This is a genomic window from Pseudomonas sp. DC3200b2 (assembly GCF_049895785.1).
Taxonomy (GTDB): Bacteria; Pseudomonadota; Gammaproteobacteria; order Pseudomonadales; family Pseudomonadaceae; genus Aquipseudomonas; species Aquipseudomonas massiliensis.
Genome location: NZ_JAFCTA010000003.1, coordinates 577,478 through 602,085, shown reverse-complemented (window position 1 = coordinate 602,085; position 24,608 = coordinate 577,478). Strand labels below are relative to the sequence as shown.

Here is a 24,608-nt window from a genome sequence, read left to right as displayed (position 1 = left end):
TGCCTGGGTGCCAGGGTTGGGCCAGCCGCTATGACCGTCACTGGCCAGCTGGCGCCTCGCGCTTGCGCACCAGCGTGAGGATGTCATAGCTGGCCACCAGGTTACCCTGCTGGTTGCTCACCGCCACGTCCCACGCCACCACCCCCTGCGGCTCGCCCTTGGGGCTGCGCTTACCCTGGTCGATCTTGCGCTTGCAGGTGAGGCGAGCCTGGATGGTGTCGCCGATGGCCACCGGCTCGATGAACCGCAACCCGTCCAGGCCATAGTTGGCCAGCACCGGCCCCGGACCCGGCGAAACGAACAGGCCCGCCGCCGCGGACAGCACGAAATACCCATGGGCGATGCGTTGGCCGAATTGAGAATCCCGAGCGGCCAGTTCGTCGAAATGCATGTAGAAATGATCACCTGACAGGCAGCCGAAATTGACGATATCCGCCTCGGTGACTGTACGCCTATGGGTCAACAGGGATTCGCCCACGTTCAGGTCTTCGAAGTGTCGGCGGAACGGGTGCACCTCGGTTTCCAGCACCTGCGCCCCTCGTACATACTCGCCCGTCACGGCCATGAGCATGCTGGGCGAGCCCTGCACCGCGGCCCGCTGCAGGTAGTGCTTGACGGCGCGCAGGCCACCCAACTCCTCGCCGCCACCAGCCCGCCCCGGGCCGCCATGCTTGAGCATGGGCAGAGGTGAGCCGTGGCCGGTGGACTCCTCGGCCGCTTCGGTATCGAGGATATGCAGCCGCCCATGGAGACGCGCTGCTGCTGGCACCACCTTCGCCGCCGTGGCCAGGCTTTCGGTCACCAGGGTGGCGACCAGGCTACCCTTGCCCCGGGCGGCCAGGGCGATGGCTTCGTCCAGGTCGTGATAACCCATCAGGGTGCTCACCGGCCCGAACGCTTCGATGTCATGGGCGCCGCCCGGGGCATGGGGATCGCGGCTGCGCAACAGGGTCGGCTGGAAGAATGCGCCCTCCGCCACGCCCTCCCCTAGCGGCTCGAAGCCCTGGCCGTCCCCATACAACAGCTCGCTGCTCTGGCGTAGCTGCTCGACCCGGGCACGCACATCCGCTTGCTGCGCATGGGAGGCCAGCGCCCCCATCTTCACCCCGTCCAGGGCCGGATCGCCGATCACCACCTTGGCCAGGCGCTGGATCAACCGTTCGGCAACCGCCTCCAGATGGCGCTGCGGGACGATGGCGCGACGAATGGCGGTACATTTCTGCCCCGCCTTGGCCGTCATTTCCCGGGCCACCTCTTTGATGAAGAGATCGAAAGCCGGATCGTCCGGCCCTATATCCGGAGCGAGGATGGCGCAGTTGAGCGAGTCGGCTTCAGCATTGAAGGGTACGGCATTGGCCACCAGGTTCGGATTGACCCGTAGCCTGGCCGCGGTGTCCGCCGAGCCAGTGAAGGTCACCAGGTCCTGGCCGTCGAGCAGGTCGAGCAGGTCGCCGGTGCTGCCGATGATCAGTTGTAGGCAACCGTCCGGCAAGGCGCCGGAGGCCAGCATCAGGCGCACCGCGGCCTCGGTGAGATAGCTGGTGGCCGTGGCCGGCTTGATGATGCAGGGCATGCCCGCGAGGAAGGTGGGGGCGAACTTCTCCAGCATGCCCCAGACGGGAAAGTTGAAAGCGTTGATGTGCACCGCTACCCCGCCTCGTGGCACCAGGATATGGGTACCGGCGAAACGGTTCTGCTTGCCCAGCGGCATGGCAGGACCTTCATGGAGCAGGTTGCCGGAGGGCAGCTCGCGAGCGCCGATCCCGGCATAGCTGAACAGGGTCGCGGTGCCGCCTTCGATATCCACCCAGCTGTCGGCCCGGGTCGCGCCCGACTGACGGGACAGCAGGTAAAGCTGTTCCTTGTGCTCGTTGAGGTACAGCGCAAGGGCTTTGAGCCGGGCGGCGCGCTGCTGAAAGTCCAGGGCGAGCAGGCCTTGAGCACCTGGGCCACGGGCGTGCCTCAGCGCTTCGGCGAAGTCAGGCACCTCTTCGTGAGCATAGGCAACGGGCCGGCCATCCAGTGCGCTACGCAAGACCTGGGCGGGACACTTGCCCCGCCAGCGGTCGGCGATCAGGCTTTGCAGAACGGGCGCTTCGGGCATGACAGTTCTCCTGAAAAGGGTCATCAAAGCTGGTCGAAGTCGAGTACGACCTTGGGCGACAAGGGGTAGCTTTGGCAGGACAGCACATAGCCGGCGGCCACTTCGTAATCCTCGAGGGCGAAGTTGGCATCCATTTCCACCTCCCCTTCGATCACCCTGCATTTGCAGGTGGAACACACTCCGGCCCGGCAGGAATAAGGCAGTTCAGCGCCCTGAGCATTGCCGGCATCGAGAATGCTCTGCTGGTTGCGAGCCATGGCGAAGGCCTGGGCGCGACCGTCGCTGATGACCGTGACGTCGCACAGCTGCGGCGCCGCTTCCACAGACCGGGCCTCACGTGCCTGGCGCTTGCGGTCGTCGCCCTGGGCGGCGAAGAGTTCGAAATGGATGCGCTCCGGTGCCATGCCGTGGGCTTGAAGCTGGTCACGCACGGTCTCCGTCATGGCCTGGGGCCCGCAGATGAAGGCCGCATCCAGCCCAGGAACATCCAGCCATCGGGAAAAGAACTGCCCGCACTTTTGCGCATCGATGCGTCCGTTGTACAGGTCAATATCCTGCTGCTCGCGGCTGAAGACGAAGATCAGGTTCAGGCGGCCCAGGTAACGGTTCTTCAGATCCTCCAGCGCGTCCCTGAACATGGCCGAGCCACTGGACCTGTTGCCATACAGCAGGGTGATCCGGCTATGGGGCTCGCCCTCGAGGGTAGACTTGACGACGGAAAGGATGGGAGTGATGCCGCTACCCGCCGCCACCGCCAGGTAACGGCCATGCCGTGAAGCGTCCAGCGGGCGGCCGAACTGCCCGGCCGGCGCCATCACTTCAAGGCAGTGCCCCGGGCGCAGGGCTTCGTTGGCATAGGCCGAGAACAGGCCGCCGGCGACGCGCTTGACCGCTACCCGCAATTCGCCATCGTTGACGCCGCTGCAGATGGAATAGGACCGCAGCACCGCCTCGCCTGCCAACTCCGCGCGCACGACCAGGTGCTGGCCGTGGCTGAAGCGGAACTGGCCAGCCAGATGGTCTGGGACCTCGAAGGCAATGGAAACGGCGTCGCGAGTTTCCGGACGTACCTCACGGATCCGCAGGCTGTGGAATCGGCTCATTATTGTTCTCCGTGGCGAGGCCGTTCATAGGCATTTGAAATAGTCGAAGGGCTCGCGGCATTCCAGGCAGCGGTAGAGCGCCTTGCAGGCGGTGGAGCCGAATTCGCTCAGACGCTCGGTGTGCGAGCCGCCGCAATGCGGGCAAGCGATGGCGGGCGCTTGCCCAGACAGGCTGCGCTTGCTGGCGCTGCCGGCGGGCGGCGCGATGCCGTAGGCGCGCAAGGCCTGGCGGCCGGACTCGCTGATCCAGTCGGTGGTCCAGGCCGGGGCCAGGCGCAGCTCCAGCCGCGGCGCGACAAAGCCAGCCGCCTCCAGCGCGCTGCGAATGTCCTGCTCGATCACCTCGGTGGCTGGGCACCCGGAATAGGTGGGAGTCAGCAGCACCCACAGGTGACCGTCAGCCCAGCCAAGGTCACGCACGATACCCAGTTGCACCACGCTGACCACGGGGACTTCAGGGTCCATTACCGCTTCCAGCACGGCCCAGGCGCGGGCCAGGTCCGTAGCGCCGCCAGCCCGGGCGCCGCGCTCGCTGGCGATCAGTTCACCAGGTTGCATCAGGGTAGGCTCGTTGCAGGTATTGCATCTGGGCCAGCAGCGGCCCAAGGTGTTCGCTGTGCAGGCCGCGCTGGCCACTCAGGTAATTGGGCACCGCTGGCGTGGGCAACGGCAAGGTGGCCTGCGCCAATATCCGCTCGACCTGGGCCTGCCATGCCGCCGCGCGCCGGGCCGGGTCGCCGACGATGCCCGCCTCGGCCAGGCGAAGCTCGGTAGGCGTCGCTTCGGTCAGCTCGAAGGTGAAGCGCCAGAGTCGATCCACCGCGGCAAGCATTCGCCGGTGGCTTTCCTCGGTACCGTCGCCGAGCCGTACCATCCACTCGCCGGAGCGGGTCAGATGATAAGTGACCTCCTTGAACGCCTTGGCGGCGATACCGGCGATGCGAGCATCCTGGCTCTGGCTTAGCCCTGCCAGCACAGCCTGATGCCAGGCGTCGTAGAAGAACTGCTTGGCCATGGTCACGCCGTAGTCGCCGTTGGGCTGCTCCACCAGCAGCAGGTTGCGGAACGCGCGCTCGTCGCGACGGAACGCCAGGTCGTCAGGGGTGCGCCCGTCCGCCAGGAGATCAGCCACATAGGCGTACCAGTTGCGTGCCTGGCCGACCAGGTCCAGCCCTAGGTTCATCAGCGCCAGTTCTTCTTCCAGCGCAGGGGCATGGCCACACCATTCACAGAGACGCTGACCCTGGACCAAGGCACTGTCGCCCAGGTGAAGCAGCCACTCGATAAGGTCTTCACGGTTCTGCATGGTGCCCTCACATGTGGCCGACTTCGGCCGGCAGCTCATAGAAGCTGGCATGCCGGTAGATCTTGTCGTCCGCCGGGTCGAACAGCGGGTCTTTTTCGTCCGGCGAAGACGCCGTGATCAGCGCCGACGGCACCACCCAAAGGCTGACCCCTTCACTGCGACGGGTATACAGTTCCCGGGCGTTTTCCAAAGCCATGCGGGCATCGGCGGCATGCACGCTGCCCACATGCTTGTGATTCAGGCCGTGCTTGCTGCGCACGAACACCTCGAAAAGGGCCCACTCAGCCATGGTCATTTCCTCTCGTTCAGGCAGCGGTCTGGTCTTGATGTTTACGGGCATGGGCCGCCGCGGCTTCACGCACCCAGGCGCCTTCCGCGTAAGCACTGCGGCGGGTCTCCAGGCGTTCCCGATTGCAGGGGCCATTGCCCTTGAGTACCTGGTAGAACTCCTCCCACCGGATTTCCCCGAAATCGTAATGGCCACGTTCGGCGTTCCACTTCAATTCCGGGTCCGGCGCGGTACAGCCCAGCAGCTCCAGTTGCGGCACTGTCTGGTCGATGAAGCGTTGGCGCAACTCGTCATTGCTCTGGCGCTTGATCTTCCACGCCATGGACTGAGCGCTGTTGGGCGAATCGGCATCGCTCGGCCCGAACATCATCAGCGAGGGCCACCAGAAGCGATCGATCGCGTCCTGGACCATGGCCTTCTGGGCCTCGGTGCCTTCGCGCATCATGGTCAGGAGCAATTCGTAGCCTTGCCGCTGGTGGAAGCTTTCTTCCTTGCAGATACGGATCATTGCCCGGGCATAAGGCCCGTAGGAAGTGCGCTGCAATACCACCTGGTTGACGATGGCAGCACCGTCCACCAGCCAGCCGATGGCACCCATATCCGCCCAGGTCAGAGTGGGGTAATTGAAGATGCTCGAATACTTGGCCTTGCCGGCATGCAGCTTGGCGATCTCCTGGTCGCGGTCGGCACCGAGGGTTTCCATGGCGCTATAGAGGTACAGGCCATGGCCGGCTTCGTCCTGAACCTTGGCCATCAGTTGCAGCTTGCGCTTGAGCGTGGGCGCCCGGGTGATCCAGTTACCTTCAGGCAGCATGCCCACGATCTCTGAATGCGCGTGCTGGGAAATCTGCCGGATCAGCGTCTGGCGATAGGCCTCCGGCATCCAGTTCTTGGCTTCGATCTTGATTTCCGCATCGATCTTTTCCTGGAAAGCCCGCTCTTGCGGGTCCATCTCTTCCAGGCTTTTCAGGCGCTTGACGCCGGTGTCCACCAGTTGTGCGTACATGGAAGCCTCCAGACTCATGGCGTGAACCATTATTAAGCGATACATATTTAACAAGCAAATACAAAATAGATGTATCGCTTAAAGCCCTTATCATTTGCGCGCGCGACGGTCATGCACGTGGCACGCCTTGCCTTCGGATCGCTTGAGCGCATGGGGCATGAGCACGTTCACGTTCACCGAGATTCCGATATGGCTCTTGACCTGTCGCGTCAGCTCCGCGGCAAGGCGCTGCTGGGTCTCGCCGTCCAGGTGGAGGCTGTCCGGACGCAACTCCACATGCAGGTCCAGATGGTCGAGGTTACCGTTTTGGTACAGATGCAGCTCATAATGAGGCGAAAGCCGTGTCGTTTTAAGCACCAGCTCTTCGAATTGGGTAGGAAAGACGTTGACCCCGCGCACGATCAACATGTCGTCGCTGCGTCCGGTGATCTTGTCGATGCGCCGCATGGGCCGCGCCGTGCCGGGAAGCAAGCGAGTGAGATCGCGCGTGCGGTAGCGCACCATGGGCAGCGCTTCCTTGCTCAAGGATGTGAACACCAGTTCGCCGTATTGGCCGTCCGGGAGTACTTCGCCGCTGATCGGGTCAATGATCTCCGGGTAGAAGTGATCCTCCCAGACCGTCGGGCCGTCCCGGGTTTCCAGGCACTCCATGGCCACGCCGGGGCCCATGATCTCGGAGAGCCCGTAAATATCCAGAGCAACTATGCCCAGCCGTTCCTGTACGGCCTGGCGCAGCTGATCGGTCCAGGGTTCGGCGCCGAAGATCCCCAGGCGAAGGGCCAGCCCGCGGGGATCGATGCCCTGGCGGTCGATTTCATCGGCCAGGTTGAGCATGTACGATGGCGTAACCATGATGATGTCCGGTTGCAGGTCACGCATCAGCTGAACCTGCTTTTCTGTCTGCCCGCCGGACATGGGAATGACCGTGCAGCCCAAGCGCTCGGCGCCGTAGTGGGCGCCCAAGCCGCCGGTGAATAGTCCGTAGCCGTAGGCGACATGGACCTTGTCACCCTTGCGCCCGCCGCCAGCGCGGATGGATCGTGCGACCAGGCTGGCCCAGTTGTCGATATCCGCCTGGGTGTAGCCCACCACCGTTGGCTTGCCGGTGGTCCCGCTGGAGGCGTGCAGACGCACGATCTCGCTCTGGGGCACGGCGAACATCCCGAAGGGATAGTGTTCTCTGAGATCGTTTTTCATGGTAAAGGGGAACAGCGCCAGGTCCGCCAGGCTTTTCAAGTCCTGGGGAAGCACGCCACGCTCATCGAAGCGTTGGCGATACAAGGCCACATTGTCGTAGGCATGTTGCAGGGACCAGCGCAGGCGCCTGAGCTGATGGTCGCGCAGTTCGTCGACGCTGGCGGTTTCCAGAGGATCCAGCAGCGGGCGATTGGCATCGAGATACAGGTTCATGGCTTACCCTGTTGTTCTTGTTGGTAACCGGAGAGCTGAATGGCCGCCTGAGTCATTCCCGCGGGATTGAAGGTACCGTATGGAATCCCTCACCCATCGCACTCAGGCGCCTGAGCAGAAGCGAGGGCCGGTAGCGGCTCTCGCCATAAGCCTTTTGCAGGTTTTCCAGCACCCTGAGCAGGAACGGCAGCCCAAGGGCATCGGCCCAGGCCAGTGGGCCCTGGGGGTAATTGACGCCAGCGCGCATGGCCGTGTCGATGTCAGCGACCGAGGCGACCCCCTGGAGCACCGTATCTGCTGCTTCGTTGGTGAGCATCGCGATGGTGCGCAGCACGGCCAGCCCGGGCGTATCAGCCAGCACGGCTACATCGAAGCCTGCCTGCTGCAGTACGCCTACAATCTGCATGCGCCCCTGCTCGCTCATCGGGCCGAAACTTATTCCCAAGGCGCTGGCCTTGCTGTAGTCCAGCGCCAGGTCGAAAGTTGCAAGGCTGGCCAGCCCCTCGGCCTGGGCCCGCTCCCAGGCCAGGCGGCCATCGGCCAATACCAACGCCGCCTCGCCGACGCGCAATACCCCTGCCCCAGGGCGCTCCTCTATCTGGACACCGTGCTGACGCAACCGGGCCACCAACGGTTGGGCCGGCCCCAGATGCCCCTCCAGCACGCATTCGACCTGCGGCTCGCCCGCCTGCGCCCACCCCGGCGCCGGTACTTCTGTCGCATCGCCATAGACATAAAAGCCCTGGCCGGACTTGCGCCCAAGGCGACCGGCGTCCACCAGCTCTTTTTGCAGCACGGACGGTTGGAACCGAGGGTCGCCGTAAAAGGCGCTGAACACCGAGCAGGTAACGGCGTAATTGACATCGTGGCCGATGAAATCCATCAGCTCGAAGGGCCCCATGGGAAACCCCCCCGCCTGCCGAAGCAAGGCGTCGAGGGTAACGCGGCTGGCTGCCCCTTCCTGAAGCAGGCGCAGGCTTTCGGCATAAAAGGGCCGGGCAACCCGGTTCACGATGAAACCCGGCGTGGACCTGGCATGAACGGGTTTTTTGCCCCAGCGCGCGGCCATGGCATGAAGAGCCTCGGCCACGCATGGCGCCGTGGCCAGGCCAGAGACCACCTCGACAAGCGCCATGACCGGCGCCGGGTTGAAGAAGTGCAGCCCGGCGACCCGCTCAGGGTGACGCAGGTGCGTGGCCAGGGCGCTGATCGAAATGGAAGAGGTGTTACTGGCCAGGACGGCGTCCGCCTTGCATATCCGCTCCAGTTCGCTGAACAGCCCCTGCTTGGCGGCCAGGTCCTCGGCAATGGCTTCGATTACCAGATCGGCATCGGCTACCTGCTCCAGCGTGGTTGCCGCCTGCAGGCGGGACAACGCCTGGATTCGCGCCTCGGCGCTCAGTCGCCCTTTCGCCACCTGCCGCTCCAGCTGCAAGGCAATGTCGGCGATGGCTCGGCTGGCAGCTTCCGGGCGCATGTCATGCAGTAGCACCCGATGGCCCGCCTGAGCGGCGACCTGGGCGATACCAGCCCCCATGGCGCCTGCCCCTACGACCGCGACCAGGCTGTGTTCCGTGATCAACGTCATGTCAGCATCCCTTGAAGGTGGGCGTGCGCTTGGCCATGAAGGCGCTGACGCCTTCCCGGTAATCCTCGCTGCGCCCCGCCAGTCGCTGCAGGTCCCTTTCCAGGCTCAGCTGTGTCTGGAAGTCGTTGTCCAGACTGGCGTGCAGGGCGCGCTTGATCAGGCCCAGACCATGGGTGGGCTGGTTCGCCAGATGGCGGGCCAGGGCCATGGCTTCGTCTCGCAGCGCCTGGTCATCAACGATTTTGTAGATCAGCCCCATGTCCTGAGCCTCCTGCGCGCTCACGCGCTCACCGAGCAAGGTCAAAGCCTTCGCTCGTGCCATGCCTACCAAACGAGGCAGCACCCAGGTACCGCCCGAATCGGGGATCAGGCCGATCTTGCAGAACGCCTGGATGAAACTGGCTGAGCGCCCCGCCAGAACCAGATCACAGGCCAGGGGAATATTGGCGCCCGCTCCGGCGGCTACGCCGTTGACGGCACATATCACCGGCACGGGCAGTTCGGTGAGCGTACGCACCAGAGGGTTGTAGAAGCGTTCGATGGAAGCCCCCAGGTCAGGCACCTCGGCGTCGGGCGCGACCGCGCGCTCGGCCAGGTCCTGGCCCGCACAGAAGCCACGGCCTTCAGCGGTCAGGAGTAGAACACGCAGGGTGCTGTCTCGGCGCAGCCGGGCCAAGGCGTCAAGTACCTCGTCCTGCATGCGACCATTGAAGCTGTTGAGCTGGTCGGGACGGTTCAAGCTCAGGTGGGCGACCCCGCCCTCGATACTGAACAGGATATGCTGGTAACTCATGGCGTGGCGTCCTTTTCAGCGGCCGTTGAAGACAGCCGGGCGTTTTTCCTGGAAGGCGCGGATGCCTTCCGTACGGTCGGCGGTGCCGGCCAGCAAGGCAAAGGCCTGGCGTTCAAAGCGAAGGCCACTGGCCAGGTCCATGTCCATGGCCTTGAGCAGGGCTTCCTTGGCCAGGCGAACCGCAACCGGGGCCTTGGCGGCGATGGTCTGGGCCATCTCCAGGGCGCGCTCGACAGTCAGCTCTGCCTGGGTGATCTCGCTGACCAGCCCGGCGGCCTGGGCCTGACGAGCATCGATGGGCTGGCCGGTGAGCACCATCTGCATGGCCAGGGACTTGCCCACCGCCCGCATCAAGCGCTGGGTGCCACCGGCGCCTGGCATGATGCCGAGGTTGATTTCCGGCTGCCCGAAGCGGGCGTTATGCCCGGCGATGATGACATCGGCGTGCATGGCCAACTCGCAACCGGCGCCGAGGGCCAGGCCGTTGACCGCGGCAATCAAGGGCTTGGGGCAGCTCGCAATGCGTTGCCAAAGGCCGACGCGAACGTCCTCGAGCATGCCTAGCATGTCCCGCCGAGCCATTTCATGAATGTCAGCGCCTGCCGCGAAGGAACGGGCCGAACCAGCGATGACCAAGACACGGACCTCAGGATCCCTGGCTGCCTCTTCCATGGCCTCGGCCAATGCCTTCAGTAGGGCATCGTCCAGCGCATTGAGGGCTTCTGGCCGGTGCAGCGTAAGCAGGCGAACACCGAGGCTTGGATTATCGATCAGCAACGGGTGAGGCATGGGACCTCCTGGCTTCGGGCGGCTTGCGCCCGTCATTGGAATTATGCCGGGGCGCTGCCGACGCCCCGATTGCAATCAACGTTGCCAGACGTGATACGGTATTTCAATATAAATTTACCTTGATGTGTCCCTTTAACTATTCTTAGATATCGCCATACCATAGGACCAGCGGTTGTTGGCCTTGAACGGGGTCTTAAAAACCGATACAAAAATCTCTCTTATTGGCCATGAAGCGGTCTATAAGGCACCTATCAACACCCAGGAGCGTCCGATGCCCTGCTATAGCCTCGATGGCCTGCGGCCGGTGGTCGATCCCACTGCCTACGTCCACCCAACCGCCGTACTGATCGGCGACGTGATCATCGGCCCTGGCTGCTATGTGGGCCCCTTGGCCTCCCTGCGCGGCGACTTCGGGCGGATCGTGCTTAAGGAAGGCGCCAATCTGCAGGACACCTGCGTGATGCATGGCTTTCCCGACAGCGACACGGTGGTGGAACGCAACGGCCATATAGGCCACGGCGCGGTGCTCCACGGCTGCCACATCGGGGCTGATAGCCTGGTAGGGATGAACGCGGTGGTGATGGACAACGCGCGGATAGCGGAGCGCTGCATCGTGGCGGCCACAGCCTTCGTGAAGGCCGGCTTTGAATGCGCGCCGCAGAGCCTGATCATGGGCGCGCCAGCGGTAGTCAAGCGCTCGCTGGGCGACGCAGAGCTGGCCTGGAAAGCGCGCGGTACCGAGGAATACCAGGCGCTGGCCCGCCGCTGCCTGGCCAGCCTGGTGCCCTGCGAACCCTTGACCGCGGTCGAGGCCGAGCGGCCCCGCCTGGGCGACAGTGGTTTTCGCCCCAAGCCTGAAGGCAGCGCATGAGCGATCGGTTCGATACCGGTTTGGCATCGGCCAGGGTGCCAGCTGTTATAGTGCGGCCCCCGGTAGGCCTCAGGAACAGCATGAGCACTTTCGCCCCACTCACTGCCTTGATGCAGCGATTCGCGCAACAGACGCCCCTGCGCGCCAGCTCCCTGATCATCACCTTGTACGGTGACGCCATCGAGCCCCATGGCGGCACTGCATGGCTGGGCAGCCTGGCCGCCTTGCTGGAGCCAATGGGGATCAATGAACGCCTGGTGCGCACCTCGGTATTCCGCCTCGCCAAGGAGCAATGGCTGACCGCCGAGAAGGTCGGGAGGCGCAGTTACTACAGCCTGACCGGCGTTGGCCGTCGCCGTTTCGAAACAGCCTTTCGCAAGGTCTATAGCGCTGGGTCGCCTGCCTGGGACGGCAGCTGGCATCTGGTGATGCTGCCAAGGGCGACCCCTGAAAAACGCAGGCAGGTACGCGAGGAGCTGGAGTGGCAGGGTTATGGCCTGCTGGCCCAGGGCATCATGGCCAGTCCTCGCGCCGAACGCGCGGACCTTCTGGCCACCTTGCGCGAGCAAGGCGTCGAAGATCAAGCCATAGTTTTCCGTACCGAAGCCATCGATACCCTGGCAGCCAAGGCACTTCGCGTGCAAGTGCGCGAAAGCTGGAACCTCGATGCCCTGGGGCGGCATTACGAGGAATTCCTGCGCCTGTTCCGGCCGCTCTGGGCCGCGATCAGGGAGGCAGTCGAGCTGACACCCCAGGAGTGCTTCCTGGCGCGGCTCTTGCTCATCCATGAGTATCGCAGGCTGGTGCTGCGCGACCCTGAATTGCCGGAGGCGCTGCTGCCCAGCGGCTGGGAGGGTCGAGCGGCACGGCAGCTGTGCCGCAACCTGTACCGCGCGCTGTGCCCAGGCGCCGAACAATGGTTGAGCCAAGCCCTGGAAACCGCGGATGGTCCGGTCCCTGGGCCGATGGAGAGTTTTTTCAGTCGGTTCGGCGGCTTGGCGGACTAGTGGCAACCGGATAGGCGCGCTGAAGTGGTTACCTTCGCCAGATCAGCGCCAAGCGTTTAAGGGCTCGCTCGTCAGGCTCGACCCTGGCTGTCTTCTTTTCCGCCCAGGCCGCGATGGATACCGCGCTTGACCACACCGTTGAGCAACCCCTTGGCCCGCTTGACGGTCACGCGGTTCCATTGGCGCAATGGTACCTTGCGCAGCAGCTCCCAGCTCATTTGCGGGTCCTGGCGAACGCCATACTTGAGGGCCTTGTTGATGACGGCCATGCGCGCAGCCGGCCAATCAGGATGGTCGCGATAGGGCTCGATGGCCGCCAGGTCGTGGTCCAGCTGCTGGCGATATTTGCGCGACAGACTCGCCGAATGTCGACGGTAACGGGTGATGTACGCGGGCAAGCAAGCGATGCCGTAGCCGGCGTGAGCCAGGCGCAGGGTGATCTGGAAGTCCTGGATGCGAATGGCTGGGTCGTAGAAGCCCACCGCGCGCAGCGCCGCCATGCGGTACATCGCTACCGGCGCGCCCACGGCCAGGGCCTGGGCCAACACATCGCAGAATCGATAGGTTTCGACGCCCTGGCATGCCTCTCGCTTGATCTCAGCACCCTGCGCATCGGTGTAGATCACCTTCGCGCCCACCAACCCAGCCCCAGGGTGCTGATCCATATAGGTCGCACGCACCGCTATGGCTTCCGGTAGCAACACATCATCCGAATCCGGGGTGATGACATAGTCGCCCCGGGCCACGCTCAAGCCAAGATTGAGTGCCGCGCTGACACCCTGGTTCGCTTGCTGCAGCAGGGTAAAACCCCACTGGCGCTGTAGACGTTCCAGTACCTGGAAGGTGTCATCCGTAGAGCCGTCGTCCACCAGGATAACCTCGTACGGTGTGTGGGTCTGCTCGTATACGGATTTCAACGCGGCTTCTACATAGGATGCGGTGTTGTAGCAAGGCATGACCACGGATACCCGCGTGGCGGATGACCGGAAGCTGTCACTCATTGGGAAAAACCTTTCTGTAGAGGCGATGGAAACGGTACTTCGCAAGCCAGAACCAGCTGGCGACCCGCTTGCCGTGGCGGGCGTGATAGCGGGACATGGACTTGAACTGCCTTGGCCGCCGGGGCGGTTCGTAAGGCTCGCTACCCCAAGGCAGCAGGGCCCGGGCGGTACGGTAATGGCAGGCCTGGGGCTGATCGCTCCAGACTTGCCAGGGTTTGTCCACGCCGGTGTAATGCAGCAGCACCGTGTCTTCGGGCAGAAGCGCCCGGCTGACACCAAGCTGGCATTGAGTATTGAAAGCCGGCGCCAGGTAGTGAACAGCGCCCTCCAGTACAATGTTGAGCGCGTCCTGGTCCGTACTTGAGCCGCTGGTGGTGGGTGCCGATACAGGCCAGCACCTTCTCGGTAACCCGCTCCTTGCGCCACCGTGCCAAGGGTATGAGCAATACACCTGAATTGAAGTATCGCCCGGCCTGCAGATTCAGCGCTTGGACGCGCTCGGCCACCGCCAAGGGCTTGTCTTCTACCGCGGCAAGCAAGGCATCCTTGCCGTCGAAGGTGCTCCACAAAGTGGACAAGGGCTTTAGGCACACCACGTCGGCATCCAGGTAAAGCGCCTGGTCTTCCCTATGAAGCACATAGGGCGCGAGGAGCCGAAGATAGATCGAGGCAGGAAAGTCATGAGACGCGGGCAACTGCTCAAGCGCCTTCAATTCGACTTCGTGCAAACTGACGGCGCAGTCCAAGGACGCCATGACCCCCTCCAGACGTGAGAATTTTCCTTTGAGGTCGTCTGCCGTAAGGAAGTGAAAGTGGCATTGGCCCTTCGGCTGGTTGCGCAGTACTGTCGTTAGCGTGACCCAGGCATGCTCGAAGTAATTGGCATCGATGCCGAATACAAAGTGACGCACCTGTCGCTCTGAAGTTTGCGCCTCCGTTAGTCTATGGGTCGCGAACCTGAGGGATTTGGAGAGAGATAATGAATTGAACTGGAGCACGCAACGACTGTTTGTTTGATTTAAGTGGTGGCCTTCGAGCCAGAGTGAGCAGGCAGACACTTGGTACGTCCGCGGTCGCGCAGCCCTGGACGGCTCTTCGATAGCCCTCCAGCCTGCGCGCAGGAGGCTATTGCATCCTGCATGGAACGCTACCGCAGCGGCCGCCTCTGCGAAGATTTTCAGAACTATCCCCGCTTGACCCGAGACGAGACGGGAAACGTTTTTACTCTACGAAGTTAGACTTATTTGAATACTTCTTACACCTGCCAACCCTGATTCAGTCAAGAAGCCGGGAAATCAGGACAGTTCGCGAAACTTACCCCAGGACAGATAAATCTTCCAACCTTAAAGAGGTTACAATTTGTTTTACAGAGCGTTTTACCTTGTCGCCTGCTCACAGCCCAGGTCGGCACTGACATCTTGTGGAAGCGGCTTCCTGCCGCTGCTTACTTCACCCCCTGAAGTCAGCTAAACCCACTGACTGCATGAGGCGCGTACTGCGCCTCCAGCCGTCGCTGCTCCTCGGCGGTCAGTTCCAGGTTCAACGCCGCGATGGCGTCGTCCAGCTGGCTTGCCCGGGAAGCTCCCACGATCGGTGCCGATACGCCTTGCTTGCCCAGTACCCAGGCCAGGGCGACCTGGGCCATCGGCACGCCTCGCTCCCTGGCAATCTGCTCCACGGTGTCGATCACCGGCACGTCCAGGGCCTCGCTGGCCTTGTAGAATGACTGGCCGGAAAGGTCGGTACGGGTACGCTCGGTTTCCTGGCCCGCCGGCCGAGTGAGCCGACCGCGCGCCAGCGGGCTCCACGGCATCAGCCCTACGCCCTGGTCCAGGCACAGCGGAATCATTTCGCGCTCTTCTTCCCGGTATAACAGGTTCAGGTGGTTCTGCATGGACACAAAGCGGGACCAGCCGTTTTCCTTGGCCACCTGCTGGGCCTTGGCGAACTGCCAGGCGTACATGGAAGAGGCGCCCAGATACCTGGCCTTGCCAGCCTTGACCACATCATGAAGCGCCTCCATGGTTTCCTCGATAGGCGTGTGGTAGTCCCAGCGATGAATCTGGTACAGATCCACGTAGTCCATTCCGAGACGCGTCAGGCTGGCGTCGATGTTCGCCATGATGGCCTTGCGGGAAAGCCCTTGCTCGTTCGGCCGGTTCGAGCCACCCAGCATGCTGGGGGAAAAGAATACCTTGGTAGCCACCACGATTTCGTCGCGTTGAGTGAATTCCTTCAAGACCTTGCCGAGGATCAGTTCCGAAGTTCCCGCCGAATAGCTGTTGGCGGTATCGAAGAAATTGATCCCCTGCTCCACTGCATGACGGATGATGGGGCGGCTATCCGCCTCGCCCAGGGTCCAGGAATGGGTGCCGGCCCCCGGCTCGCCAAATGTCATGCAGCCCAGGCAAAGCCGCGAGATGTCCAGCCCGGTGGAACCTAGCTTAGTGAATGTCATAACCGCTCCCGTTCAAGTCGAGTCCTGAGGGTAGCGCCCGAAGCTCCTGGACGCGAGCTGTCTTGACCCGACTGCGCGGATCAGTCGCGCCGGCATAGCCGTACGTAGAGCGCTTCGACCTTTTCACGTGCCCAGGGGGTCTTGCGCAGGAACGCCAGGCTCGATTTGATGCTCGGATCGTTCTTGAAGCAGCGTACATCCACTGCCTTGGCCAACCCCGGCCAGCCGTAGTGAGCCACCAGTTCGGTCAGCAGCTGTTGCAACGTGATGCCATGGAGCGGGTCTTTCTGGGTCATGAGCGTCGTTCGATGAAGAAAGCCGCCAGCTTAATGCATCGCGTGCCCGCTGGCATTCACCTGGCTAGCGAGCCAGCATGACCCGGTCGCGGCCTTGCAGCTTGCCTTGGTACAGCGCCTGATCCACGCGCTGGAAGACCCTGGCCAGCGACTCGCGATCGCCGAACTCGGCCACCGCAAAGGTAGCCGTCACCGAAAAATCCAGCTCGGCACTGATCCGTTTCAGATGCTCACGGATATGCTCGGCGGCCTCCTTTGCCTGAGCCAGAGGGGTACCGAACATCAACAGCACGAACTCTTCGCCACCCCAGCGCGCAGCCATGCCCCCTTCCCCTATCGTCGCCTCGAGTACCTTCGCCACCTGTTGCAGCACTCGATCACCGAGGTCATGGCCATGGCGATCATTGATCTGCTTGAAGTGGTCTATATCCAGCAACATCAGGCTTACAGCCCCCTGCGATGGCAGGTGACGCGCGGCCTGTGTCACCCGCCGCCGCGTGTACAGATTGGTCAGGCTGTCACGATTCGCGCTGTGGAACAGATGCAGTTGCATGGCCAGGGCATAGCGAACGCTCAAGGTGGTTGCCTGCAGCAGCAGGCCAATGGCGATGACCACATTGACCATGCCGAAAGCCTCCCGTGAGACGGAGGAAAGCGCAGCCGCGCCTTGGCCCCACGAATCTCGCCAAGCGAAGCCGACAAGGGACACAAGCACGATGGACGAACTCAAGAGACCGCGCTTGACCGGGGCAGCCTGAAAGGAAAAGGCGATGATGGGCACGACACAGAACAGGTAGAAATAAAAGTTGCTGGCCCATCCCAGCACCCAGGTCGCCAGTATCGCGTGGGAGATGATCTCGACGCTCATGATCAATCCGGCCATCTCGAAGTAGCCATGCCTGATCGCCTTGAGACAGAACAGGTAAGCGAGCACGCTCAAGCTGTTGCCGACCAACAGCGGCACGACCTCCAGCACAGCGAACGCCACCAACAACAGGACGTGGATGATGAACGCCATTACTACGATAGGCATGATGTGCTTCCAGAACTGCTTCGTGGCGTGCTGCAGCACATAGGCACGGTCGGTGTCGGACAGGCTGTCCATGAAGGGTCTCGATAGGAAGCGGGAGCATTTGCGAAGTTATCGGCTCGATGGCGCAAGGCTTGAACCCTTGCTGCGGTGAACATCACATTTCGGGTATCAGTACGCCTGGAGCACTAAATATTGTCACAACATAACCGGTCGCTCGATGGATCCATCCTACCAGCACGGACCGTTCGTCAATGTTTTCAATCTCTGACCAATCCGGTTGAACTCAAGCCAAGCCGTATCACTCAAGTACATAGCAGTCGCGGATAAGTGCTGACAGGTAATACTCTGAAGATGGATGAAAAACCCCTGCTCGAAGCTTCCATGACATTTCCGATATTGGAAGAAGTCGCTACCGTCTCCAAGCGAACAGTGCCTACCGGGCACGTTCGGCTGGAGAAGACCGTGGACGTTCAGACCCAGACGATCTCGGAGCCGCTTCGTCGTGAAGAGGCCGTCGTAGAGCGGGTTCCCGTTGGCACGGTGGTGGACCCTGTATCACCACCCCAGGTCAGGACTGAAAATGGCGTGACCATCATCCCTGTTCTGGAAGAAATGCTCTTCATTGAAAAGCGCCTTATCCTCAAGGAAGAACTGCATGTTCGGCACAGCGTCAGCGAAGTTGTCGAAACTCACACCATCGCCCTGAAGAAGGAAGAGGTGGTCGTGAATAGAAGTGAAGTTTCCGAGGCTCTCGGATCAACGCGAACGTCGCCTGATCGAAAAACTGAGCTCTGAATTATTCCTGACATACTTGCGAGGTATATATGAAACATACATTGGTCGCTGCCTTCGATGACCTGACCACCGCACAGGCTGCCAAAGCCAAGCTGCTGGCCCTGAACATCTCCGACAGCAACATCACCCTGTCGGCGCCTCAGACCGAAACCGGCACTACCGTAGGAAGCACCATGGCTACCGGCTCGGCACATGGCGACCATCATGATGACTCCATGGGCGGCAAGATCAGTCACTTCTTCCATTCGCTGTTCGGCAGCGACGACGATGGCCAGCCTCATCGCTATGCCTCCGCCTACCCTGAGGCCTATCGCCGTGGCGCGACCCTGGTGACCGTCACTGCAGCCACTGATGAAGAAGCCGAGCGCATCGAATCCCTGCTCGAAGAGCAAGGGGCCATCGATATCGACGAGCGCAGCGCCAGCTGGACCGACGGCGCGCCCATGACTGCCCGTGCCGGTGAGGTTTCCCATCTGGCAGGCACTCATCAGGGCATCACCGCCACGGATACCACCGCCACCACCGCTGACCTCTCCGGCCGTACCGCCATTCCGGTGATCGAGGAAGAGCTCCGTGTCGGCAAACGCGACATCAATACAGGGAAAGTACGTGTGGTCACCCGTGTGACCGAGCGTCCGGTGGAAGAAACTGTCAGCTTGCGTGAAGAGCACGCTAGCATCCAGCGCCGCCCCGTGGACCGCGCCGCTACCGCCGCGGACTTGCAAGCGTTCAAGGAAGGCAGCGTGGAAATCCAGGAAACCGCTCAGGAAGTGGTCGTGGATAAATCCGCTCGCGTGGTCGAGGAAATCAGCGTAGGCAAGAAGGCTACCGAGCACACCGAAACCGTGCGCGACAAGGTACGTCGCACTGACGTGGACGTCCAGGCAACCCGCCAGAACCAACCGATCGGCGCTGCCGCTTCGGCTGAACGCAATACGCCTTTCAAAGACCGCTAAGCACCGCCGCGGGGAGGCCAGCCTGCCAGGCTGGCGCCCCGTCTGTCATCAAGTCCTGAACCGCCCTACCAGGCCGTTGAGCTCTTCAGAAAGCGCGGTCAGGTGCGTGGCCTCATTGCGTGTCGCCTCCGCCAACTCGGAAACCCGCTGAGCATCCCCATGGATGTCTCCGATATTGCGGTTGATGTCTTCCGCCACGTGGTGCTGCTCTTCCGCCGCCGTTGCGATCTGCGTACTCATGTCTCTGATCACATCCACCGACTCACGGATGCGCTCGAAGCTGCCGCGGGCTTCACTGATGGCCTGCACCGTATCCTTGGACATGCGCAGGCTGGCATCCATCTGCTCGCCCATGGTTTGGGTCCGGCGTGCCAGGTTGCCGAGCAGGGTATCGATCTCGCCCGTGGAATCGGCCGTCCGTCGCGCCAGCGCGCGCACTTCATCGGCGACTACAGCGAAGCCTCGCCCCTGGTCGCCTGCTCGTGCGGCTTCGATGGCAGCGTTTAGCGCCAACAGGTTGGTTTGCTCGGCAATGGAGCTGATGGTGCTCAGGATCGACTGGATATCGCTGCTCTCCTGACGAAGTTGGCGCATCGCCTCGGCGGACACCTCGATTTCAGAACTCAGCCGCCCGACCCGCTCCACTGCCTGGTCGACCTGCGACTGACCTTCACGGGCCTGGCGCTGGCCACTGTCGGCTGACTCCGCGGCCTGGCTGCAGGAACGCGCCACTTCGTTGGAGGTGGCCACCATTTCATGGAACGCCGTGGAAACCATATCCACCGCAGTGCGTTGGCGCTCGGCGGTCTGCGCCAACTCTTCGGCCACCTGAATCGATTCCCGGGATGATTGATGGATGTGTCCCGAGGCTTGGCCGATGCGCTGGATCATGCTGCCGATAGCGCCCAGGAAGCGGTTGAACCAGCCTGCCAACTGAGCGGTTTCGTCCTTGCCGCGGACCTCCAGGCGAGCGGACAGATCGCCTTCGCCCTGGGCAATGCCCTCCAGCCCGGTGGCGACGGCATGGATGGGCCGCACCAGGAGTCCAGCGAAGAGACTCCCGGCTCCAGCGAAAGCCAGGGCGAAAACGGCGGCGATCACTACGATCAACCATGTGAGGTTCACGGCGCTGTGCATGACTTCGGCCTTGGGCACCACGCCAATGAAGCGCCAGCCCAGCTTGTCCGATGGCCAGATATTGGCCAGGTAGGCCTGGTCGTCGAGGGTGACCTGGGCCAGCCCCCGCTCGGCTTGGCCCAGGCTGACATAGGCCTGGCCCAGTTCGGAAAGGTTCTTGAAATTGTGTTCCGGCTGTTTGGGGTCGACCAGGATGGTACCGTCGTTGTTTGCCAGGATGACATAGCCGTTGTCTCCGAGCTTGATCTGCTGAATCAGGTCGGTCAGCTGACGCAGGGACACATCGATGTTGACGACCGCGGCGGGGTTACCGTCCTGACCGGGCAGGGTCCGCACCGTACTGACTAGCACGACCTTGTCGGCGGCCCAGTAATAGGGCGCAGTGCGCAAGGTCTGCCCCGGCTTGGCCAGAGCCGCCTGATACCAGGGGCGCTTGCGTGGGTCATAGTCACCGAGCTCGGAGTCCGGCTTGGAGGCGTAGCCACCATCCGCAGCGCCAACTGACGCATACGCATAGGCCGGGTGTGTCTTGAGCAATTGCTCAAGCAGGCTAAGGACCTCAGGGTCACGGTCGCCCGGCCCACCACCCCTGGCCATATAGCGCGTCAGATGCCCAGGAAGCCCTTGAAACGCTGGGTTATTAGCCAGGAAAGCCACGTTTTGATCAATGCCTTCGAAGAATAGCTGCATGGCATTCGCAACTTGGCGAATCTCTCGGCTACTGGTGGTTTCGAACCCTGCCTGCGCCTCGCTGCGCAAGTTGTATATCACTACCGCGGCTACCGAGATCACCGGCAGGGCCGCGATGGTCGCAAAGGCTAGAACCAGCTTCTGTTTTATCTTCATCAGGTACTTCCCATGAACGCGACGCCCCGAGGCCCCGGAAAACCAAGATTCGGCCGACTGTAATCAGGTTACAGGCGGGACCGAGGCGGGAGGCGATCAGTCCGCCTCGCCTCAACCTTAATCGGCCGCTCGAAGTCAAAGCATAGATAAGGACGGTAGAAAAGCGCGTTGATTTGCCAGTCGGCGCGCGACCGCTACAAAGTCAGAGACTGCGTGTGGTCAGGGAGCCGGAGCGGGGCTGGCAGGCAGTTGGCCAAGCAGGGCCTGAAGTGTGCCATCTGCCCTCATGCTGGCGATGGCCTTGTCGAAGCCACGGACGATGGCGTCGTGATCCGGCCTCTTGAGACTTACCAGAATACGCAGATCCGGTTCAGCCAGGGGCGTATCCAGTGGCTCTACCTGATCCTGCATGGGCCGCGGGGACTGGCTCAACACGTGGCGCCCTACCCGCTCGTCTTCCAGTGCAAGCGCGACCCGCCCTACCACCAGCATCTCGGCGGCCATGGCGAAATTGCGCACCGGCACCTTGAGCAGATTCTTCGCGCTGACAAAGGCGGGGCTATAGGCATAGCCACGGCTGACCGCGATGGGGTAATCCTTGAGCACGGAAAGGTCGCGATTGAACTCAATGGCTGAACCCTGCTTGCGCCAGAACAGGATGCGGTTGGTCAGGTAGCCTGAGGAATGCTGACCGAAGACGTTACGCTCCTCGTTGTACCAGACCGTGACCAACACATCGTAGCGGCCTTCGGCGACGCCTTGAACCGCTCTCGCCCAAGGGACCTGGGAAAATTCTGTGCTGTATCCGGCCCGAGACAGGGCCGAGCGGACGATCGAGGTAGCCAACCCATCGCCAGGCAAGGCGGTGTCGACATAAGGGGGCCAGCGGTCGCCCGCCACCTGCAAGGACTGAGCATCGGCAAAAGCCACCAGTGTCAGCCACACCAAGGGGTAGCAACGTACCAACAGTCTTCCCATGGACACTCCCGGGCCGAAGGGTCGGCCGATGGTTGACAGCGCTTGGTCGACGATAGGCCGCCGTTCGGCCACTGACCAGTGTTTGACCGTAACCTCCGGCTCAATGGCATATTCAGCCGACAGTAGGCCGACCCCGCTGCCAGGGTTTGCTTTCCTGACGCAGCCCCTGAACAATGCGCATCAGTGGTACTGCCTCGAGGGCAGATCAATGGATGCCCGGCGCCTCCGGCCCGGGCGCTGCAAGGAAACCCCGTATGACCGCACGAGCCGTAATCAACGCTTCCATCAGCCCCAAAGGCAGCCTCGAAACCCTTTCCCAGCGCGAAGTGCAACAGTTGAGCGAAGCCGGGTCGGGCAGCATCTATACCCTCTTCCGCCAGTGCGCCCTGGCCATCCTCAACACCGGCGCGCATGTCGACAACGCCAAGACCATCCTGGACGCCTACAAGGCCTTCGAGGTTCGTATCCATCAGCAGGACCGGGGCGTGCGCCTGGAGCTACTCAACGCGCCGGCCGATGCCTTCGTTGATGGCGAGATGATTGCCAGCACTCGGGAAATGCTGTTCAGCGCGCTGCGCGACATCGTCTATACCAAGAGCGAACTGGACAGCCAGAGAATCGACCTGAGCGATTCCCAGGGCATTACCGACTATGTATTCCACCTGTTGCGCAACGCTCGTACCCTGCGCGCCGGGGTGGAGCCGAAGATGGTGGTGTGCTGGGGCGGGCACTCCATCAATACCGAGGAATACAAGTACACCAAGAAGGTCGGGCACGAGCTGGGCCTGCGCAAACTGGACATCTGCACCGGTTGTGGCCCAGGCGTGATGAAAGGCCCCATGAAGGGCGCCACCATTGCCCACGCCAAGCAACGCCTGACCGGTGGCCGTTACCTGGGCCTGACGGAGCCGGGGATCATCGCCGCCGAGGCGCCCAACCCGATCGTCAATGAGCTGGTAATCCTGCCTGACATCGAAAAGCGCCTGGAAGCCTTTGTACGTGTGGGGCATGGAATCATCGTCTTCCCCGGGGGGGCCGGCACCGCGGAGGAGTTGCTGTACCTGCTGGGCATCCTGATGCATCCGGACAACCGCGAACTGCCCTTCCCGCTGCTGCTTACCGGCCCCCTGAGCGCGGCGCCCTACTTCGAGCAACTGCATGACTTCATCGGGGCCACCCTTGGAGCGCACGCCCAGTCTCTGTACCGCATCATCGTCGACGACCCGGCCGAGGTCGCCCGGCAGATGGCCCAGGGCCTGAAGGATGTGAAGCAGTTCCGTCGCGAGCGCAACGACGCATTCCATTTCAACTGGCTGCTGCGCATCGAGGAAAGCTTCCAGCGCCCCTTCGATCCCACCCATGAGAACATGGCAGCGCTGCAACTGAGCCGGGACGTGCCCCCGCACCAGCTGGCCGCCAACCTGCGCCGGGCGTTCTCCGGCATCGTGGCTGGCAACGTCAAGGAACACGGCATCCGCCTGATCGAAGCCCACGGCCCTTACCAGATCCATGGCGATCCGGGGATCCTTCAGCCTCTGGATAAACTCCTGCGAGCCTTCGTGGACCAGCATCGCATGAAGCTGCCCGGCGGCGAGGCCTATGTGCCTTGCTACCGCGTAGTGCAATAAGACTTTCCGGCGGCGCCCGGTCGGCGTCGCTTTCGCTTTTTCGGAACGCACACCATGATCCAGATCCGCCCCATGACGCTTGTGGACTTCACTGCTTTCTGGCCTACATTTCAGGGAGTCATCGCCAGCCAGGATACCTACGCCTATGACCCCGGGATGTCCCAGGACCAAGCCCAGGCACTATGGCTGGATGCCCCTTTGCGCACCTTCGTTGCGCAAGAGGACGGCGCCCTGCTCGGCAGTTATTACCTCAAGGCCAATGCCGCCGGGCCCGGCAACCACGTCAGCAACTGTGGCTACATGGTCAGCGAAGCGGCGCGTGGCCGTGGTGTGGCCCGGGCGATGTGTGAGCACTCCCAGCGAGTGGCCCGAGAGCTGGGCTTCCTCGCCATGCAGTTCAATTCCGTGGTCGCCAGTAATCATGTCGCCGTGGCGCTCTGGCAGAAGCTGGGGTTCGAGGTGGTTGGTCGGCTACCCAAGGCCTATCGGCATGGGCGTGACGGGCTCGTGGACTGCCTGGTGATGTTCAAATGGCTTGGGCCGGCAGAGCCACCGGTCGGAGAAACACCATTGATCGGGCGCAAGAATATCGAATCTGTAGTGTCGCGGCCGCGCCGTCCATCTTGAGCCTTCCCCCAAGGCGCGTCATCAGGCTGGTGCGAGCGAGCCCCAGCCAGGAGCATGGCCGCTAGCGCTCATTCCTGCCCTGGCCGCAGGCGGTACCGGTGCAAGGGTACCGCCCGGGCCTGCCCCTAGGGCTTGGGCATTGGCTGGGCAACGCCGCTTTCCACGCCGCCGGAAACGGCCCGTGGGGTCTCGGCCTCGGTCGCGGTTTCAGCTTCGGAGCGAATTTCCTCCGCCGCCTGCTTCCAATGCGACTGCGCCGCGCCTTCCGGGCGCCCTTCCCGTTCCCACAGCTGATGTGCCCGTTCCTGAATCTTCTTCTCATCAAGGTGCATCGCCGTACTCCTTCTGTCCCAGGTAGGTCCATCGTGGACCGGGCACAACGCCAGAAGTTAGCGCGCGGCTTCGACAGCCCGACCACCGGCGACAATGGCGCCCCTGTCGGGAACGCAGCGGACGAAATGCCGTGAACCGCCGTAAGTTGTCCACGTCTTATACATCATGTCAGCTTCTGGACCCCTCGATGAGCTCGATTGCCTCGCCTCGCCTAATGCCACTTCATGATCGGCTGCCGACGGAAAAGCGTCCTG

23 protein-coding genes and 2 pseudogenes are annotated in these 24,608 nt (G+C 62.5%); 6 read left to right on the top strand and 19 right to left on the bottom strand.

From position 1 onward, the window contains the following. Nucleotides 1-37 precede the first annotated feature (37 nt). From paaZ to paaF, 10 genes are all read right to left on the bottom strand, one after another. Entirely contained in the window at nucleotides 38-2,104 is a 2,067-nt protein-coding gene (paaZ, locus tag ACP691_RS12145) for a phenylacetic acid degradation bifunctional protein PaaZ (protein ID WP_426149659.1), read from the bottom strand. Nucleotides 2,105-2,127: 23 nt separating this feature from the next. After that, nucleotides 2,128-3,207 (bottom strand): 1,2-phenylacetyl-CoA epoxidase subunit PaaE, encoded by a 1,080-nt coding sequence (paaE, locus tag ACP691_RS12140; RefSeq protein WP_426149658.1) that lies wholly within the window; start codon nucleotides 3,205-3,207, stop codon nucleotides 2,128-2,130. Nucleotides 3,208-3,231: 24 nt separating this feature from the next. Then, on the bottom strand, nucleotides 3,232-3,765 hold the full coding sequence (gene paaD / locus ACP691_RS12135) for a 1,2-phenylacetyl-CoA epoxidase subunit PaaD (protein ID WP_426149657.1): 534 nt from the start codon (nucleotides 3,763-3,765) through the stop codon (nucleotides 3,232-3,234). Continuing rightward, nucleotides 3,752-4,513, bottom strand: a complete 762-nt coding sequence (gene paaC / locus ACP691_RS12130) for a 1,2-phenylacetyl-CoA epoxidase subunit PaaC (RefSeq protein WP_426149656.1) — start codon at nucleotides 4,511-4,513, stop codon at nucleotides 3,752-3,754. Before paaC ends, paaD begins: the two co-directional genes overlap by 14 nt. Nucleotides 4,514-4,520: 7 nt before the next feature. Further along, complete coding sequence (gene paaB, locus ACP691_RS12125) at nucleotides 4,521-4,802, bottom strand: 1,2-phenylacetyl-CoA epoxidase subunit PaaB (RefSeq protein WP_426149655.1); 282 nt, start codon at nucleotides 4,800-4,802, stop codon at nucleotides 4,521-4,523. 16 nt (nucleotides 4,803-4,818) lie between these two features. After that, nucleotides 4,819-5,808: a 1,2-phenylacetyl-CoA epoxidase subunit PaaA gene (gene paaA / locus ACP691_RS12120; protein ID WP_426149654.1), complete on the bottom strand. Its 990-nt coding sequence runs from the start codon at nucleotides 5,806-5,808 to the stop codon at nucleotides 4,819-4,821. Between the two features lie 90 nt (nucleotides 5,809-5,898). Next, on the bottom strand, nucleotides 5,899-7,218 hold the full coding sequence (gene paaK / locus ACP691_RS12115; protein ID WP_426149653.1) for a phenylacetate--CoA ligase PaaK: 1,320 nt from the start codon (nucleotides 7,216-7,218) through the stop codon (nucleotides 5,899-5,901). 52 nt (nucleotides 7,219-7,270) lie between these two features. Then, nucleotides 7,271-8,806: a 3-hydroxyacyl-CoA dehydrogenase PaaH gene (paaH, locus tag ACP691_RS12110; protein WP_426149652.1), complete on the bottom strand. Its 1,536-nt coding sequence runs from the start codon at nucleotides 8,804-8,806 to the stop codon at nucleotides 7,271-7,273. Nucleotide 8,807: 1 nt separating this feature from the next. After that, nucleotides 8,808-9,599 carry a 2-(1,2-epoxy-1,2-dihydrophenyl)acetyl-CoA isomerase PaaG gene (gene paaG / locus ACP691_RS12105; RefSeq protein ID WP_426149651.1) on the bottom strand — a complete coding sequence of 264 codons (792 nt, stop codon included), beginning with the start codon at nucleotides 9,597-9,599 and terminating at the stop codon, nucleotides 8,808-8,810. A gap of 15 nt (nucleotides 9,600-9,614) precedes the next feature. Then, complete coding sequence (gene paaF, locus ACP691_RS12100) at nucleotides 9,615-10,388, bottom strand: 2,3-dehydroadipyl-CoA hydratase PaaF (protein WP_426149650.1); 774 nt, start codon at nucleotides 10,386-10,388, stop codon at nucleotides 9,615-9,617. A 271-nt stretch (nucleotides 10,389-10,659) separates the two neighbouring features. On the opposite strand from paaF, the gene paaY reads away from it, so the two are divergent. Next, nucleotides 10,660-11,259, top strand: a complete 600-nt coding sequence (paaY, locus tag ACP691_RS12095) for a phenylacetic acid degradation protein PaaY (RefSeq protein WP_426149649.1) — start codon at nucleotides 10,660-10,662, stop codon at nucleotides 11,257-11,259. Nucleotides 11,260-11,339: 80 nt separating this feature from the next. Then, entirely contained in the window at nucleotides 11,340-12,266 is a 927-nt protein-coding gene (gene paaX / locus ACP691_RS12090; RefSeq protein ID WP_426149648.1) for a phenylacetic acid degradation operon negative regulatory protein PaaX, read from the top strand. 71 nt (nucleotides 12,267-12,337) lie between these two features. Here paaX and ACP691_RS12085 read toward each other — a convergent pair whose 3' ends face one another. The 5 genes and pseudogenes from ACP691_RS12085 to ACP691_RS12065 form a co-directional block, all read right to left on the bottom strand. After that, nucleotides 12,338-13,267: a glycosyltransferase family 2 protein gene (locus ACP691_RS12085; protein WP_426149647.1), complete on the bottom strand. Its 930-nt coding sequence runs from the start codon at nucleotides 13,265-13,267 to the stop codon at nucleotides 12,338-12,340. Continuing rightward, nucleotides 13,260-14,178 (bottom strand): annotated as a pseudogene (locus ACP691_RS12080) (glycosyltransferase family 8 protein). Before ACP691_RS12080 ends, ACP691_RS12085 begins: the two are co-directional and overlap by 8 nt. Before the next feature lie 551 nt (nucleotides 14,179-14,729). Further along, nucleotides 14,730-15,725, bottom strand: a complete 996-nt coding sequence (locus tag ACP691_RS12075; protein WP_426149646.1) for an aldo/keto reductase — start codon at nucleotides 15,723-15,725, stop codon at nucleotides 14,730-14,732. Between the two features lie 80 nt (nucleotides 15,726-15,805). Beyond that, nucleotides 15,806-16,021: a VF530 family DNA-binding protein gene (locus ACP691_RS12070; RefSeq protein WP_426149645.1), complete on the bottom strand. Its 216-nt coding sequence runs from the start codon at nucleotides 16,019-16,021 to the stop codon at nucleotides 15,806-15,808. 64 nt (nucleotides 16,022-16,085) lie between these two features. Beyond that, nucleotides 16,086-17,126, bottom strand: a complete 1,041-nt coding sequence (locus ACP691_RS12065; RefSeq protein ID WP_426149644.1) for a diguanylate cyclase domain-containing protein — start codon at nucleotides 17,124-17,126, stop codon at nucleotides 16,086-16,088. Nucleotides 17,127-17,405: 279 nt separating this feature from the next. Between ACP691_RS12065 and ACP691_RS12060 the strand changes: the two genes are divergently transcribed. Further along, nucleotides 17,406-17,849 carry a YsnF/AvaK domain-containing protein gene (locus tag ACP691_RS12060; RefSeq protein WP_426149643.1) on the top strand — a complete coding sequence of 148 codons (444 nt, stop codon included), beginning with the start codon at nucleotides 17,406-17,408 and terminating at the stop codon, nucleotides 17,847-17,849. Nucleotides 17,850-17,878: 29 nt separating this feature from the next. Continuing rightward, nucleotides 17,879-18,805: a YsnF/AvaK domain-containing protein gene (locus ACP691_RS12055; RefSeq protein ID WP_426149642.1), complete on the top strand. Its 927-nt coding sequence runs from the start codon at nucleotides 17,879-17,881 to the stop codon at nucleotides 18,803-18,805. 48 nt (nucleotides 18,806-18,853) lie between these two features. Here the strand turns inward: ACP691_RS12055 and ACP691_RS12050 are convergent, their stop codons facing one another. The 3 genes and pseudogenes from ACP691_RS12050 to ACP691_RS12040 all read right to left on the bottom strand — a co-directional run bounded on the left by ACP691_RS12050 (nucleotide 18,854) and on the right by ACP691_RS12040 (nucleotide 21,766). Beyond that, nucleotides 18,854-19,582 carry a methyl-accepting chemotaxis protein gene (locus ACP691_RS12050; RefSeq protein ID WP_426199705.1) on the bottom strand — a complete coding sequence of 243 codons (729 nt, stop codon included), beginning with the start codon at nucleotides 19,580-19,582 and terminating at the stop codon, nucleotides 18,854-18,856. 132 nt (nucleotides 19,583-19,714) lie between these two features. Beyond that, nucleotides 19,715-20,788, bottom strand: a pseudogene (locus ACP691_RS12045) (HAMP domain-containing protein); the annotation flags it as partial. A gap of 219 nt (nucleotides 20,789-21,007) precedes the next feature. Then, a complete protein-coding gene (locus tag ACP691_RS12040) occupies nucleotides 21,008-21,766 on the bottom strand; it encodes a substrate-binding periplasmic protein (RefSeq protein ID WP_426149641.1) in 759 nt (252 codons plus the stop codon). Between the two features lie 254 nt (nucleotides 21,767-22,020). Here ACP691_RS12040 and ppnN point away from each other — a divergent pair, with 254 nt between their 5' ends. Then, nucleotides 22,021-23,394 carry a nucleotide 5'-monophosphate nucleosidase PpnN gene (ppnN, locus tag ACP691_RS12035; protein WP_040260685.1) on the top strand — a complete coding sequence of 458 codons (1,374 nt, stop codon included), beginning with the start codon at nucleotides 22,021-22,023 and terminating at the stop codon, nucleotides 23,392-23,394. A 54-nt stretch (nucleotides 23,395-23,448) separates the two neighbouring features. After that, on the top strand, nucleotides 23,449-24,021 hold the full coding sequence (locus tag ACP691_RS12030) for a GNAT family N-acetyltransferase (protein ID WP_426149640.1): 573 nt from the start codon (nucleotides 23,449-23,451) through the stop codon (nucleotides 24,019-24,021). A 125-nt stretch (nucleotides 24,022-24,146) separates the two neighbouring features. Here ACP691_RS12030 and ACP691_RS12025 read toward each other — a convergent pair whose 3' ends face one another. Further along, nucleotides 24,147-24,353, bottom strand: coding sequence for a DUF2934 domain-containing protein (locus ACP691_RS12025; protein ID WP_426149639.1), 207 nt, complete (start codon nucleotides 24,351-24,353; stop codon nucleotides 24,147-24,149). Between the last annotated feature and the right edge of the window lie 255 nt (nucleotides 24,354-24,608).

What these genes read in the sequence shown, in the direction of transcription:
- ppnN (WP_040260685.1), top strand. Translation starts at nt 22,021, where the DNA reads ATGACCGCACGAGCCGTAATCAACGCTTCCATCAGCCCCAAAGGCAGC.
- paaE (WP_426149658.1), bottom strand. Translation starts at nt 3,207, where the DNA reads ATGAGCCGATTCCACAGCCTGCGGATCCGTGAGGTACGTCCGGAAACT.
- ACP691_RS12060 (WP_426149643.1), top strand. Translation starts at nt 17,406, where the DNA reads ATGGATGAAAAACCCCTGCTCGAAGCTTCCATGACATTTCCGATATTG.
- ACP691_RS12025 (WP_426149639.1), bottom strand. Translation starts at nt 24,353, where the DNA reads ATGCACCTTGATGAGAAGAAGATTCAGGAACGGGCACATCAGCTGTGG.
- ACP691_RS12050 (WP_426199705.1), bottom strand. Translation starts at nt 19,582, where the DNA reads ATGGTTTCCACGGCGTTCCATGAAATGGTGGCCACCTCCAACGAAGTG.
- ACP691_RS12030 (WP_426149640.1), top strand. Translation starts at nt 23,449, where the DNA reads ATGATCCAGATCCGCCCCATGACGCTTGTGGACTTCACTGCTTTCTGG.
- ACP691_RS12075 (WP_426149646.1), bottom strand. Translation starts at nt 15,725, where the DNA reads ATGACATTCACTAAGCTAGGTTCCACCGGGCTGGACATCTCGCGGCTT.
- ACP691_RS12065 (WP_426149644.1), bottom strand. Translation starts at nt 17,126, where the DNA reads ATGGACAGCCTGTCCGACACCGACCGTGCCTATGTGCTGCAGCACGCC.
- paaF (WP_426149650.1), bottom strand. Translation starts at nt 10,388, where the DNA reads ATGCCTCACCCGTTGCTGATCGATAATCCAAGCCTCGGTGTTCGCCTG.
- paaX (WP_426149648.1), top strand. Translation starts at nt 11,340, where the DNA reads ATGAGCACTTTCGCCCCACTCACTGCCTTGATGCAGCGATTCGCGCAA.
- paaB (WP_426149655.1), bottom strand. Translation starts at nt 4,802, where the DNA reads ATGGCTGAGTGGGCCCTTTTCGAGGTGTTCGTGCGCAGCAAGCACGGC.
- ACP691_RS12070 (WP_426149645.1), bottom strand. Translation starts at nt 16,021, where the DNA reads ATGACCCAGAAAGACCCGCTCCATGGCATCACGTTGCAACAGCTGCTG.
- paaZ (WP_426149659.1), bottom strand. Translation starts at nt 2,104, where the DNA reads ATGCCCGAAGCGCCCGTTCTGCAAAGCCTGATCGCCGACCGCTGGCGG.
- paaA (WP_426149654.1), bottom strand. Translation starts at nt 5,808, where the DNA reads ATGTACGCACAACTGGTGGACACCGGCGTCAAGCGCCTGAAAAGCCTG.
- paaD (WP_426149657.1), bottom strand. Translation starts at nt 3,765, where the DNA reads ATGCAACCTGGTGAACTGATCGCCAGCGAGCGCGGCGCCCGGGCTGGC.
- paaY (WP_426149649.1), top strand. Translation starts at nt 10,660, where the DNA reads ATGCCCTGCTATAGCCTCGATGGCCTGCGGCCGGTGGTCGATCCCACT.
- paaH (WP_426149652.1), bottom strand. Translation starts at nt 8,806, where the DNA reads ATGACGTTGATCACGGAACACAGCCTGGTCGCGGTCGTAGGGGCAGGC.
- ACP691_RS12085 (WP_426149647.1), bottom strand. Translation starts at nt 13,267, where the DNA reads ATGAGTGACAGCTTCCGGTCATCCGCCACGCGGGTATCCGTGGTCATG.
- ACP691_RS12040 (WP_426149641.1), bottom strand. Translation starts at nt 21,766, where the DNA reads ATGGGAAGACTGTTGGTACGTTGCTACCCCTTGGTGTGGCTGACACTG.
- paaC (WP_426149656.1), bottom strand. Translation starts at nt 4,513, where the DNA reads ATGCAGAACCGTGAAGACCTTATCGAGTGGCTGCTTCACCTGGGCGAC.
- ACP691_RS12055 (WP_426149642.1), top strand. Translation starts at nt 17,879, where the DNA reads ATGAAACATACATTGGTCGCTGCCTTCGATGACCTGACCACCGCACAG.
- paaG (WP_426149651.1), bottom strand. Translation starts at nt 9,599, where the DNA reads ATGAGTTACCAGCATATCCTGTTCAGTATCGAGGGCGGGGTCGCCCAC.
- paaK (WP_426149653.1), bottom strand. Translation starts at nt 7,218, where the DNA reads ATGAACCTGTATCTCGATGCCAATCGCCCGCTGCTGGATCCTCTGGAA.